The 12,765-nt window shown below is 69.7% G+C and carries 9 protein-coding genes and 1 tRNA gene; 5 read left to right on the forward strand and 5 right to left on the reverse strand.

Features of this window, described 5'->3' with window-relative positions:
- Positions 1-69: 69 nt before the first annotated feature.
- The 3 genes from hrpA to IG90_RS0135325 all read left to right on the forward strand — a co-directional run bounded on the left by hrpA (position 70) and on the right by IG90_RS0135325 (position 4,676).
- On the forward strand, positions 70-4,011 hold the full coding sequence (gene hrpA / locus IG90_RS0135315; protein ID WP_030594148.1) for an ATP-dependent RNA helicase HrpA: 3,942 nt from the start codon (positions 70-72) through the stop codon (positions 4,009-4,011).
- A 150-nt stretch (positions 4,012-4,161) separates the two neighbouring features.
- A tRNA-Asp gene (locus IG90_RS0135320) sits at positions 4,162-4,236 on the forward strand.
- Between the two features lie 167 nt (positions 4,237-4,403).
- The gene (locus tag IG90_RS0135325; RefSeq protein WP_030594150.1) at positions 4,404-4,676 is read left to right on the forward strand and encodes a DUF6274 family protein; all 273 of its coding nucleotides are present in this window, start codon (positions 4,404-4,406) and stop codon (positions 4,674-4,676) included.
- Positions 4,677-5,233: 557 nt separating this feature from the next.
- Here the strand turns inward: IG90_RS0135325 and bldC are convergent.
- Both bldC and IG90_RS0135335 read right to left on the reverse strand, forming a co-directional pair.
- Positions 5,234-5,440: a developmental transcriptional regulator BldC gene (bldC, locus tag IG90_RS0135330; RefSeq protein ID WP_003949541.1), complete on the reverse strand. Its 207-nt coding sequence runs from the start codon at positions 5,438-5,440 to the stop codon at positions 5,234-5,236.
- 676 nt (positions 5,441-6,116) lie between these two features.
- Complete coding sequence (locus IG90_RS0135335; RefSeq protein WP_030594152.1) at positions 6,117-6,962, reverse strand: DUF8083 family protein; 846 nt, start codon at positions 6,960-6,962, stop codon at positions 6,117-6,119.
- 176 nt (positions 6,963-7,138) lie between these two features.
- On the opposite strand from IG90_RS0135335, the gene IG90_RS0135340 reads away from it, so the two are divergent.
- Together IG90_RS0135340 and IG90_RS0135345 are read left to right on the forward strand one after the other, a co-directional pair.
- A complete protein-coding gene (locus IG90_RS0135340; protein WP_030594154.1) occupies positions 7,139-8,221 on the forward strand; it encodes a Leu/Phe/Val dehydrogenase in 1,083 nt (360 codons plus the stop codon).
- A 300-nt stretch (positions 8,222-8,521) separates the two neighbouring features.
- Complete coding sequence (locus IG90_RS0135345) at positions 8,522-8,779, forward strand: DUF3073 domain-containing protein (RefSeq protein ID WP_007447468.1); 258 nt, start codon at positions 8,522-8,524, stop codon at positions 8,777-8,779.
- 124 nt (positions 8,780-8,903) lie between these two features.
- Here the strand turns inward: IG90_RS0135345 and purM are convergent, their stop codons facing one another.
- The 3 genes from purM to IG90_RS0135360 all read right to left on the reverse strand — a co-directional run bounded on the left by purM (position 8,904) and on the right by IG90_RS0135360 (position 12,755).
- Positions 8,904-9,977, reverse strand: a complete 1,074-nt coding sequence (purM, locus tag IG90_RS0135350; protein ID WP_030594156.1) for a phosphoribosylformylglycinamidine cyclo-ligase — start codon at positions 9,975-9,977, stop codon at positions 8,904-8,906.
- Positions 9,978-10,037: 60 nt separating this feature from the next.
- On the reverse strand, positions 10,038-11,564 hold the full coding sequence (gene purF / locus IG90_RS0135355; RefSeq protein WP_030594157.1) for an amidophosphoribosyltransferase: 1,527 nt from the start codon (positions 11,562-11,564) through the stop codon (positions 10,038-10,040).
- Positions 11,565-11,894: 330 nt separating this feature from the next.
- Complete coding sequence (locus IG90_RS0135360; protein ID WP_030594159.1) at positions 11,895-12,755, reverse strand: META domain-containing protein; 861 nt, start codon at positions 12,753-12,755, stop codon at positions 11,895-11,897.
- Between the last annotated feature and the right edge of the window lie 10 nt (positions 12,756-12,765).

Consider the following 12,765-nt stretch of genomic DNA (forward strand, 5'->3'; position numbering starts at 1 on the left):
GCCGCGTGACGCAGGCCGCGCGAAATGAGGTCGCCACTGCGCGGGCCCGGGTGAGATCCTGGCATCCGTATGTCTACTTCCTTTGCCGATCTCCAGTCCCAGCTCGGACAGCTCTCGCTCCGTGACGCGAACCGGCTCGGCCGGCGCCTCGAAGGAGCGCGCCGCATCCGCAAGCCCGAGGCCCGCCAGTCCGTGCTGGACGAGATCGCGGCCCAGGTGGGCAAGGCGGCCGAACGGCTCGCGGCACGCGCGGCCCGGCTGCCGGCCCTGTCGTACCCGGAAGAGCTGCCGGTCAGCCAGAAGAAGGACGAGATCCTGGAGGCGATACGCGACCACCAGGTCGTGATCGTCGCCGGTGAGACCGGGTCCGGGAAGACCACGCAGATCCCCAAGATCTGTATGGAGCTGGGGCGCGGCGTCCGGGGGATGATCGGGCACACCCAGCCCCGCCGGATCGCCGCCCGTACGGTCGCCGAGCGCGTCGCGGAAGAGCTGAGGACGCCGCTGGGCGAGACGGTCGGCTGGAAGGTCCGCTTCACCGACCAGGTGAACCCGGAGTCGACGTACCTGAAGCTGATGACGGACGGCATCCTGCTCGCCGAGATCCAGACGGACCGCCAGCTGCTGGCGTACGACACGATCATCATCGACGAGGCCCACGAGCGGTCCCTCAACATCGACTTCCTGCTCGGCTATCTGGCCCGGCTGCTGCCCGAGCGCCCCGACCTGAAGGTCGTCATCACCTCGGCGACCATCGACCCCGAGCGGTTCGCCCGCCACTTCGGCGAGGCCCCGATCGTGGAGGTCAGCGGGCGGACGTATCCCGTGGAGGTCCGCTACCGCCCTCTCCTGGAGGGGGTCGACGAGGACACGGCGGACTCCGACCGCGACCAGATCACCGCGATCTGCGACGCCGTGGACGAGCTGGGCCACGAGGCCCCCGGCGACGTCCTGGTCTTCCTCTCCGGTGAGCGCGAGATCCGGGACACGGCGGACGCGCTGAACAAGCGGAACCTCAGACATACCGAGGTGCTCCCCCTCTACGCGCGCCTCTCGCACGCCGAGCAGCACCGGGTGTTCCAGCGCCACACGGGACGCCGCATCGTCCTCGCGACCAACGTGGCCGAGACCTCGCTGACGGTCCCCGGCATCAAGTACGTGATCGACCCGGGCAACGCCCGTATCTCCCGCTACAGCCACCGCACCAAGGTCCAGCGGCTGCCGATCGAGCGGATCTCCCAGGCCAGCGCCAACCAGCGCAAGGGCCGCTGCGGCCGTACGTCGGACGGCATCTGCATCCGGCTGTACTCGGAGGACGACTTCGTCACCCGGCCGGAGTTCACCGACCCGGAGATCCTGCGGACCAACCTGGCCTCCGTCATCCTCCAGATGACCGCCGCCGGGCTCGGCGACATCGAGAAGTTCCCCTTCATCGACCCGCCGGACCACCGCAACATCCGCGACGGCGTGCAGCTCCTCCAGGAGCTGGGGGCCCTTGATCCGGGCGAGAAGGATCCGAAGAAGCGCCTGACGCCGCTGGGCCGCAAGCTCTCCCAGCTGCCCCTCGACCCGCGCCTGGCCCGCATGGTCATCGAGGCCGACAAGAACGGCTGCGCCCGCGAGGTCATGGTCATCGCCGCGGCGCTCTCCATCCAGGACCCGCGCGAGCGGCCGGCGGAGAAGCAGACGCAGGCCGACCAGAACCACGCCCGGTTCAAGGACGAGACGTCTGACTTCCTGGCGTACCTGAACCTCTGGGCCTACGTCCGCGAGCAGCAGAAGGAGCGTGGCTCGTCCGCGTTCCGCCGGATGTGCAAGCAGGAGTACCTGAACTTCCTGCGCATCCGCGAATGGCAGGACATCTACGCGCAACTGCGTACGGTTGCCAAGCAGATGGACATCACCGTCGAGGAGCCCAAGGCGGAGGCGTCCATCCCCGAGCAGGCGGTGCACACCTCGCTGCTGGCCGGGCTGCTGTCGCACATCGGGCTGAAGGACACCGAGAAGAACGAGTACGTGGGCGCGCGCAACGCCAAGTTCGCGATCTTCCCCGGGTCGGCGCTGTTCAAGAAGCAGCCGCGGTTCGTGATGTCGGCGGAGCTGGTGGAGACCTCCCGGCTGTGGGCGCGGGTCAACGCCAGGGTCGAGCCCGAGTGGATCGAGCCCCTCGCCGAGCACCTGCTGAAGCGCACCTACAGCGAGCCGCACTGGGAGAAGGACCAGGCGGCGGTGATGGCGTACGAGCGGGTCACCCTGTACGGGGTGCCGATCGTCGCTCAGCGCAAGGTCAATTTCGGACGTATCGACCAGGAGGCCTCGCGGGATCTGTTCATCCGCAACGCCCTGGTCGAGGGCGACTGGCGCACCCACCACCAGTTCTTCCATGACAACCGCAAGCTCCTCGGCGAGGTCGAGGAGCTGGAGCACCGGGCGCGGCGCCGCGACATCCTCGTGGACGACGAGACGCTCTTCGACTTCTACGACCAGCGGATTCCCGGGCACATCGTGTCCGGGGCGCACTTCGACTCCTGGTGGAAGAACAAGAAGCGCGAGGAGCCGGACGCACTCGACTTCGAGCGCTCCATGCTCATCAACGAGAAGGCCGGGGCCGTCACCAAGGACGACTACCCGGACTCCTGGCGGCAGGGGAAGCTCAAGTTCAAGGTGACGTACCAGTTCGAGCCCGGCGCGGACGCGGACGGCGTGACCGTGCACGTGCCGCTCCAGGTGCTCAACCAGGTCACGTCCGAGGGCTTCGACTGGCAGATCCCGGGGCTGCGCGAGGAGGTCGTCACCGAGCTGATCCGCTCGCTGCCGAAGCCGGTCCGCCGGCATTACGTCCCGGCTCCGAACTACGCGGACAAGTTCCTCGACCGGGCGGTCCCGCTCCAGGAGCCGCTGCCGCAGACCCTGGCCCGGGAGCTCCAGCGGATGGTCGGGGTGCCGGTCACGGCCGACGACTTCGACCTCTCCCGCGTTCCGGACCACCTGAAGATCACGTTCCGGATCGTCGACGAGCGGCGGCGCAAGGTCGCCGAGGACAAGGACCTGGAGGCCCTGAAGCTCCGGCTGCGGCCGAAGGCCCGCCAGGCGCTCTCCAAGGCCGCCGCGGCGACCGCCGGGCCGTCCGGTGAGTCCATCGAGCGGTCCGGGCTGACCGACTGGACGATCGGGACGCTGAACAAGGTCTTCGAGACGCGTCGGGCCGGGCAGCCGGTGAAGGCGTATCCGGCCCTCGTCGACCAGGGCGAGACCGTGGCCGTACGGCTCTTCGACACCGAGGCCGAGCAGCAGCAGGCCATGTGGCGCGGCACCCGGCGGCTGATCATGCTGAACATCCCGGTGCACCCGGCGAAGTTCGCCTCGGACCGGCTCTCCAACCAGCAGAAGCTGGCCCTGTCCCGTAATCCGCACGGTTCGGTCCAGGCCCTCTTCGAGGACTGCGCCACCGCCGCGGCCGACCGGCTGATCGCCGCGCACGGCGGTCCCGCGTGGGACGAGAAGGCGTTCCGGACGCTGTACGACAAGGTGCGCGCCGATCTGGTGGACCTGACCGTCCGCACGATCGACCAGGTGCAGCAGGTCCTGGCCGCCTGGCAGGCCTGCGAGCGCCGTCTGAAGTCGACCAGCAGCCTGACGCTGGTGGCCAACGTCGCTGACGTGCGCGAGCAGCTGGCCAGACTCGTACCGTCCGGTTTCGTTTCGGCCACCGGCCTGCGCCGGCTGCCGGACCTGATGCGCTATCTCGTGGCGGCCGACCGGCGGCTCCAGCAGATGCCGACGGCCGTGCAGCGCGACACCACGCGGATGGCGAAGGTCCACGAGATGCAGGACGAGTACGCCTGGCTGCTCGAACAGCTCCCGCAGGGCAGGCCGGTGCCGCAGGAGGTGCTGGACGTCCGCTGGATGATCGAGGAGCTGCGGGTCAGTTACTTCGCGCATGCCCTGGGCACCGCGTTCCCCGTCTCGGACAAGCGGATCGTGAAGGCGATCGACGCCCTCGCGCCCTGACGCGAAGGCCCCTCGCACCCTGGCGCGGGGGTTCCGGCGAGGCCCGGGAGGCGGTGACGGAGTCACCACCAGGAGTGAAGTCGACCTGGGCCTCCCACCTCCTGTACAGTCTGGTTTCGCAGCAAGCCGCAAGGCAAGCGGCGAAAACCTGGTCCTGTGGAGCAGTTTGGAGTGCTCGCCACCCTGTCAAGGTGGAGGCCGCGGGTTCAAATCCCGTCAGGACCGCAGTAGAGGAAAGCCCGGATCGTCTTCGATCCGGGCTTTCTCGCGTCGTGCCCCGCTTCTTGACGGCGGCATCTGCCGCGGGTACCCCGTAGAAGCAGAGGCTGTCCCTGTTTCCCTCGGCGCTCCCCACGGCGGGGGACGGCCGGGCCCACCGGGAGGTGGCTCGTATGTCCGCGTCCACAGCACGACACGAGACCCGCGCACTGCTGCGCGCCCACCTGGCGGCCGCTTCCGCCTATCGCCACCTCACCCGGCACTGTGCGGTCTGCCATCGCCTCCTGCGCCTCGCCATGGAGCCCGGGGAGGACGGAGAGCGGGGAGCGCCCACCGGCCCCTTTGACGCCCCGCAGGCCGCCACCGGACGCCGGGACCCCGCCGGACGGCCGGACGAGCACGAGAGCGCGGCAGAGGACGGGGCCGAAAGACCCTCCGCGACATGACCATCGGCCGGATGACTCCGCGTCCGGCCAGTGGCAGGCTCGACGTTGGCAAGCATCGGGCGGTGTGACGGTAGTCACCGAAAGAGTTTTCAGACCGGGGGATCTTACGCCTCCCCTACAACTGGTGAATTTAATATGTGCAATTGCACGGGGGTGGCAGGCTCACGAGGACCGTTCCGTCCGGGGCTGTCCCACCGCGTCCCGACCGCGCCCCCACCCCGTCCGGGACGCTCACCCACACTCCCGCACAGACCCGCTCACAGCCCCACGAAGACCCCCGCCGACCCCCTGAAGCCGACCGACCGCCCGGTTCTGGAGCGGCCATCCCAGGGGGCCCGGGCGGCCCGAGAAGACCCGCCCGGGGCATAAAAAGATCGCGCTGGACCCGGCGGAGTCCAGCGCGATCGATACGACGACACCCGCGGAACACAGGTATGACGCCCGTTGGGGCAGGCGTCCGTCGAGTGGAGCTATGGGTGGGCGGCTGGGGTTGGGGGACCTGGCAGCTGCCCGGATTGTGATGCTGTGCTGCTGTATTGCTGCGCGGCAGGGGTGTGTCAGGCCTCGCTGCGCTGCTGCGGAATACCCGCAAGCAGTGCGCGGACCTCTGCCTCGCGGTACCGGCGATGTCCACCGAGCGTGCGGATGGACGTGAGCTTGCCAGCCTTGGCCCAACGGGTGACCGTCTTCGGGTCCACGCGGAACATCGTGGCAACCTCAGCCGGGGTCAGCAGCGGCTCGGCATCAGGGGTGCGAGCGGTCATGAGCGGCCTCCTCGGGAGAACCGAACATTCTCGGTTCTTTCCTCTAAATTCTGCACCTTGACCCGCGTTGCCCGAAATGGCGGACGCGGGCCGAGTCGGTTATAGGACGAACGGCTTGTCCTCGGCACTACAACTACACCATCCGCCCAGCCACGTCGGCCAAACCGATGGAATTGCCCTCCCAGGTGTTCATCAGCGACGGAAGCCGATGGACCATGCCATAGCGGACAGTCACGCCCCAGTGACGATCAGTCACAGAGCGATCAGGAGCCGTCAGACCCCCCATAGAGTGCAATGTCGAGCATTCCGCCCTTACTTGGACAGAAGGAGCCCTCCCCGGACTCCTTGTCCTATTTTGGCATGAGGGGTAGGGATAGGCGCAAGGGCCCCGTTAGTGCTGTCCATCACGCTTGAGGCAAAGGCCCGGTTCAGGACGTAGGTCCCGGGCCCAGCGACGTACTCTTCCGCCTCTCACATCACACGCGTCGCACAGGACACAGGTTCACGGCCCGTCAACTGTTTGTCGAGCCCCCTTCGCCGCCCTCCGTCGAGGCAGCCCGGCTCCCTCCTCCTTCCGTGCGGTCCGGCCTCGCGGCCCGTCCGCCGGCCTCTCGGCCGTCCTGGATGAAGGATGCCCCGGTTCCGTCACCTTGATGCCGCTGTGGGCCTTTTCACGTCAATTGGTGAACCGGAGGTCCCGGACCGCCCGCCAGCGCTCCGCCAGCCGCGCGTACGCCTCCCCCGCACCCTCGCTGTCGCCGTCCCGCAGTGCGGTGAGGCCCTCCGCCACGTCCGCCGCCGACCGGTCCCCGGCGAGGCGCTCCGCCGGCAGAGCGTGCACGAGCCCCCCGTAGTCCAGCTCGACCAGGGAGCGCGGATGGAACTCCTCCAGCCAGCGCCCCACGCCCACCAGGCCCTCGGTCAGCGGGCCCTCGGGGACGTGTCCGCGCAGGGTCCGCAGTGCCCGCGCCAGCCGGCGCCGGGCCTCGACCATCGGCGTGCGGTAGCGCAGGACCGGCGCGGACCCGCCCTCGTCCGCCGCCGTGTACTCCCGCTCCTCGTCGTGGAAGAGGACGAACCAGCGCACCGGGACCTGCCACACCGTGGTGCGGATCCACGGCCTCGCGTCCGGGTGGCGCCGCTGCCAGCGCTCGTGGTCGGCCGCCGCCTGGCCGCGCACCACCGCGGGCAGCAGGACGTCCAGCACGTTGGCCGGAAACATGCCCCCCAGTTCCTCCAGAGCCAGCCAGCCCCGCAGCCTGGTCCGCCACGGGCAGACGCACAGCACCCCGTCCAGCTCCGCCACGAACGCGTCGCCGCTCTCGTGCACGGGCACCCCGACCGGCGGCGTCGACGCCAGGCCGGCCAGCGAGCGGCGCAGTTCGTCCTGGGCCGTGGGGAGGTGCTCGCGTTGCGCGTAGCGCGCCCAGTGACTCCGCTCGGGCTCGGCGAATGCGGCGAGCGGCTCGTAGACCCGGAGGTAGGACGTGTAAGGGACGAGCACCGAAGACACCACCGACATGCAGCGCATCGTGTCACGGCGGCGCACCCTCAGGGGGTGATCCTTCGCGCGGGGGCAGATCCGCGCCGCCGGAGGACTTACGCTCTTGCCCATCGGACCGGCCGTGCCGGTCGGTCCGGGGCCCTCCCCACCCCCAGGAGGGCCCTCCGCCGCTTCGTTGTTTGGGAGTCACCACAGTGACCGATGTGACTAACGGCGTCCTGCACACCCTGTTCCACTCGGATCAGGGGGGCCACGAGCAAGTCGTGCTCTGCCAGGACCGTGCCAGTGGCCTCAAGGCCGTCATCGCCCTCCACTCCACCGCCCTGGGCCCGGCCCTCGGCGGTACCCGCTTCTACCCGTACGCCTCCGAGGCGGACGCCGTCGCCGACGCACTGAACCTGTCGCGCGGGATGTCGTACAAGAACGCCCTCGCCGGCCTCGACCACGGTGGCGGCAAGGCCGTCATCATCGGCGACCCGGACAGGATCAAGAGCGAGGAACTCCTCCTCGCCTACGGCCGGTTCGTCGCCTCGCTCGGCGGCCGCTACGTCACCGCCTGCGACGTCGGCACCTATGTCGCCGACATGGACGTCGTCGCCCGGGAGTGCCGCTGGACCACCGGCCGCTCCCCCGAGAACGGCGGCGCGGGCGACTCCTCGGTGCTCACCGCGTTCGGCGTCTTCCAGGGCATGCGGGCCTCGGCCCAGCACCTGTGGGGCGACCCGACGCTGCGCGGCCGCAAGGTCGGCGTCGCCGGCGTCGGCAAGGTGGGCCACCACCTCGTCGAGCACCTGCTCTCCGACGGTGCCGAGGTCGTGATCACCGACGTCCGTGAGGAGTCGCTGCGCCGGATCACCGGTCTGCACCCCGAGGTCACCGTGGTGGCGGACACCGAGGCGCTGATCCGTACCGAGGGCCTGGACGTCTACGCGCCGTGCGCGCTCGGCGGCGCGCTGAACGACGACACCGTCCCGGTGCTCACCGCGAAGGTGGTGTGCGGCGCGGCCAACAACCAGCTCGCGCACCCGGGCGTGGAGAAGGACCTGGCCGACCGGTCGGTTCTCTACGCGCCCGACTACGTGGTCAACGCCGGTGGCGTGATCCAGGTGGCCGACGAGCTGCACGGGTTCGACTTCGACCGGTGCAAGGCGAAGGCGACGAAGATCTTCGACACCACGCTGGAAATATTCGCACGTGCGAAGGCAGATGGGATTCCGCCGGCCGCGGCGGCCGACCGGCTCGCCGAACAGCGGATGGCGGAGGCGCGCGCCCACTGACCGGGGGGCGGCACGGAGCGCCATGAGCGCCATGCGGCCCGCCGGCCGGCGAGACAAGACTCACGCCGGTCGGCGGGTCGTACCTCCACAAGAGGTTAAAATCGCAGTTGACCAGGGAGGACGGGGCTTCTGGCCGACCCTGTGCCGGGACCGGAATGCGGGCGGCGTACCGTATGGCCACGGAAGCAGGTACCGTTAAAGCTCTACAGGCACGGTCTCTCTGCCGAGAGTCCGTCCTGAAACATGAACGCGTGTCAAGACTCTGGGGCCGTCGAGCCCCGTCACCGAGGGGGTCGAGCCATGGGGCGCGGCCGGGCAAAGGCCAAGCAGACCAAGGTCGCCCGCCAGCTGAAGTACAGCAGCGGCGGGACGGACCTGTCGCGTCTGGCCAATGAGCTGGGCGCATCGCCTTCGAGTCAGCCACCGAACGCAGAGCCGTTCGAGGACGACGACGAGGAAGATGACCCGTACGCACAGTACGCGGATCGCTACAACCAGGACGATGACGAGGATCAGGACGATCAGTCCGGTCCGTCGTCACAGCGCCGCGGCGCTTGACCTCGCGCTGACACATCAACCCGGTCCGGGCATGCCCCGGGCCGGGTTCTGTGTGTCCTGGTCCGGCTCCCCATGGTGCTGTTCGTCGTGCGCCGGGCGGGCCGCCCGGCGCACGACGGCCCCTTTAGCGTGCGTAGTCGCCGGTCAGCTCGGCGCCCGTGGTGTGGTCGCCGCGGTCGGTGATCTCACCGGCGACCCAGGAGTCGACCCCGCGGTCGGCCAGCGTCGTCAGCGCGGCGTCCACCGAGTCGGCGGGGACGATCGCGATCATGCCGACGCCCATGTTGAGCGTCTTCTCCAGCTCCAGCCGCTCGACCTGACCGGCCTTGCCGACGAGGTCGAAGACCGCGCCGGGCGTCCACGTGGAGCGGTCCACGGTGGCGTGCAGGCCGTCCGGGATCACCCGGGCCAGGTTGTTCGCCAGGCCGCCGCCGGTGACGTGGCTGAAGCCGTGCACCTCGGTCGTCCGGGTGAGGGCCAGGCAGTCCAGGGAGTAGATCCGGGTGGGCTCCAGGAGCTCCTCGCCGAGCGTCCGGCCGAACTCCTCGACCTCGCGGTCCAGGGACCAGCCGGCCCGGTCGAAGACCACGTGGCGGACGAGCGAGTACCCGTTGGAGTGAAGACCGGAGGACGCCATGGCGATGACCGCGTCACCCTTGCGGATACGGTCCGGGCCCAGCAGGCGGTCGGCCTCGACCACGCCCGTACCGGCTCCGGCGACGTCGAAGTCGTCCGGGCCGAGGAGGCCCGGGTGCTCGGCGGTCTCGCCGCCGACCAGGGCGCAGCCGGCCAGGACACAGCCTTCGGCGATGCCCTTCACGATGGCCGCGACACGCTCGGGGTGCACCTTGCCGACGCAGATGTAGTCGGTCATGAACAGCGGCTCGGCGCCGCAGACGACGAGGTCGTCCACGACCATGCCGACGAGGTCGTGGCCGATGGTGTCGTACACGCCCATCCGACGCGCCAGGTCCACCTTGGTGCCGACGCCGTCGGTGGCGGAGGCCAGGAGCGGACGCTCGTAGCGCAGGAACGCCGAGGCGTCGAAGAGGCCGGCGAAGCCGCCGAGGCCGCCGAGGCCCGCGACCTCGGGGCGCTGGGTCTTCTTCACCCACTCCTTCATCAGCTCGACGGCACGGTCACCGGCTTCGATGTCGACGCCGGCCGCCGCGTAGGAAGCACCTGTTGTCTCAGACATGGCCTGGGATCTTTCGTGTGGAGATACGGGGCTGGTGGGGGAGGCTGCGGCGCGTCCGCGTCACGGACGGCGCAGCGCGTCGGCCGCGGCGGTCGCCGCCGGGCCCGCCGCCAGCTCGGTCTCCAGCAGCTGCTTGCCGAGCAGTTCCGGGTCGGGGAGCTCCATCGGGTACACACCGTCGAAGCAGGCGCGGCAGAGGTTCGGCTTGTCGATCGTCGTCGCCTCGATCATCGCGTCGATCGAGATGTACGAGAGGGAGTCGGCACCCATGGAGGTGCGGATCTCGTCGACGGTCATGCCGTTGGCGATCAGCTCGGCGCGGGTCGCGAAGTCGATCCCGAAGAAGCAGGGCCACTTCACCGGCGGCGAGGAGATCCGGATGTGGATCTCGGCGGCACCGGCCTCCCGGAGCATCCGGACCAGGGCGCGCTGGGTGTTGCCGCGGACGATCGAGTCGTCGACGACCACCAGCCGCTTGCCCTTGATGACTTCCTTCAGCGGATTCAGCTTGAGCCGGATGCCGAGCTGGCGGATGGTCTGCGAGGGCTGGATGAAGGTCCGGCCGACGTAGGCGTTCTTCACCAGTCCGGCGCCGAACGGGATGCCGCTGGCCTCCGCGTACCCGATCGCGGCGGGGGTGCCGGATTCCGGGGTCGCTATGACCAGATCCGCCTCGACGGGGGCCTCGGCGGCCAGCCGGCGGCCCATCTCCACCCGGGAGAGGTAGACGTTGCGCCCGGCGATGTCGGTGTCGGGACGGGCCAGGTAGACGTACTCGAAGACACAGCCCTTGGGCTTCGCTTCTGCGAATCGGGAGGTGCGCAGACCGTTCTCGTCGATGGCGACGAGCTCGCCCGGCTCGATCTCGCGTACGTAGCTGGCGCCGCAGATGTCGAGCGCGGCGGACTCCGATGCGACCACCCAGCCGCGCTCCAGCCGGCCGAGCACCAGCGGGCGGATGCCCTGCGGGTCGCGGGCGGCGTAGAGGGTGTGCTCGTCCATGAAGACGAGGGAGAACGCGCCCTTGACGTCGGGGAGCACCTTGGCGGCGGCTTCCTCGATGGTGAGCGGCTTGTCGTTCTCGTCGCGCTGCCCGGCGAGCAGCGCGGTCACCAGGTCGGTGTCGTTGGTCGCGGCGACCTGGGTGGCGCGGCCGTCCTTGCGCGGGAGGTCGGCGACCATCTCCGCGAGCTGGGCGGTGTTGACCAGGTTCCCGTTGTGGCCGAGGGCGATCGAGCCGTGCGCGGTGGCACGGAACGTCGGCTGCGCGTTCTCCCACACCGAGGCGCCGGTGGTGGAGTAGCGGGCATGACCGACCGCGATATGGCCCTGGAGGGAACCCAGAGACGTTTCGTCGAAGACCTGCGAGACCAGTCCCATGTCCTTGAAGACCAGGATCTGGGACCCGTTGCTCACTGCGATGCCCGCGGATTCCTGTCCGCGGTGCTGCAGGGCATACAGTCCGAAATAGGTGAGCTTGGCGACCTCTTCACCCGGAGCCCAGACACCGAAGACGCCACAAGCGTCCTGGGGGCCTTTCTCTCCGGGGAGCAGGTCGTGGTTGAGTCGTCCATCACCACGGGGCACGACACCGAGTGTAGGCGAGATCGACCACTGGTCCGAATTGGGGACCGGTGGGCAAACGCGCGGTGGAGCACGGGGAACACGACCGCCGACCGCCCTGGGCGGGCGATTCGCGGGACTTCGGACGGTGACGCTGTGTGACGGCCGCGTCGATGGTGCGATCTCCACGGGGTGGCCGCGGGGCTTCCTTCCGGGCCGAGAGGGTGGTTACCCACCGGTAGGGGCCGGCTGCGGCGAACGGCCGGCCGTGGCGCTCGGTGAAGCGCCCCGATCACCGCCCCGGCTCCGGCCGAACGCTCGTTTCGTGGTGAGCCTCACACCGGGGAGCCGGGTTCAGCCGTGCTGGGAGCTGTTCTCGGCCCCGGGAGACGCGGCCGTGGCGCCGATCCCCTCGCCGCCGTCCGCGGTGACGGTGAGCGTGCTGCCCAGAATCGTGTACGTCGTCGGGCCCTCGATGGCGGCGAGCACGGCGCGCTCCACCTCCATCTCCGCCTCCGCACACATCTTCCGGGTGCCGGTCACCGGGCCGAACGTGATCGTGCCGTCCTTGACCGTCGCCGGCCCGCGGAAGGAGTTGCAGCCGGAGTGGCCCTGCACGGTGCCGTCCTCCGAGAAGGTCAGACGGGGCGCCTTCTCCTTGGGCAGATCCGCCGGCACGGTCGTGGCCGTCTCGCCGCTGAGCAGCGTGGTCACCGTCCACCGGGTGCCGACCAGGTCGGCGGGCTTCTCCTCGCTGAGTTCCATCGTGTCGCCGCTTTCGGTGGTGAGGGTCAGCCGGTCGCCGGAGAGCTTCGCGGTGTGCTCGCCGCCCATCGCGTCGATGGCGGCCTTCTCGAACTTCTCGATGTTCTCCTCGCAGGCCATCTGCGTGGTGACGGGCTTGCCCAGGGTGATCCGGTCGCCCTCCACCCGGGCGTCCACGCTGATGTGGTTGCAGCCGAAGTGGGCCTTGGCCCGGCCCTCCGGGTCGATCTCCAGCCGGGCCCCCTCCGGGGCCTCGGTCCTCTTCCCGCCGACGGTCACGGAGTCGACGCTCCACGCCACCCCGGTGACGGGGACATCGCTCCGCACGGTGTCGCCGCCGTCGCCGGATCCCTTGCCGGAGCCGGGGCCGGAACCCGGCTCCGTGCCGCAGGCGGCGAGGGCGAGGAGGGCCAGGACACTGACGCTGAGGGTCATACGTTGTGTGCGCATGGCGATGTGA

The organism is Streptomyces anulatus (assembly GCF_000721175.1).
Taxonomy (GTDB): domain Bacteria; phylum Actinomycetota; class Actinomycetes; order Streptomycetales; family Streptomycetaceae; genus Streptomyces; species Streptomyces anulatus_C.

Coding starts and splice junctions, on each gene's coding strand:
- purM (WP_030594156.1), bottom strand. CDS start 9,977: ATGTCTGAGACAACAGGTGCTTCCTACGCGGCGGCCGGCGTCGACATC.
- bldC (WP_003949541.1), bottom strand. CDS start 5,440: ATGACCGCTCGCACCCCTGATGCCGAGCCGCTGCTGACCCCGGCTGAG.
- hrpA (WP_030594148.1), top strand. CDS start 70: ATGTCTACTTCCTTTGCCGATCTCCAGTCCCAGCTCGGACAGCTCTCG.
- IG90_RS0135360 (WP_030594159.1), bottom strand. CDS start 12,755: ATGCGCACACAACGTATGACCCTCAGCGTCAGTGTCCTGGCCCTCCTC.
- IG90_RS0135325 (WP_030594150.1), top strand. CDS start 4,404: ATGTCCGCGTCCACAGCACGACACGAGACCCGCGCACTGCTGCGCGCC.
- IG90_RS0135345 (WP_007447468.1), top strand. CDS start 8,522: ATGGGGCGCGGCCGGGCAAAGGCCAAGCAGACCAAGGTCGCCCGCCAG.
- IG90_RS0135335 (WP_030594152.1), bottom strand. CDS start 6,962: ATGTCGGTGGTGTCTTCGGTGCTCGTCCCTTACACGTCCTACCTCCGG.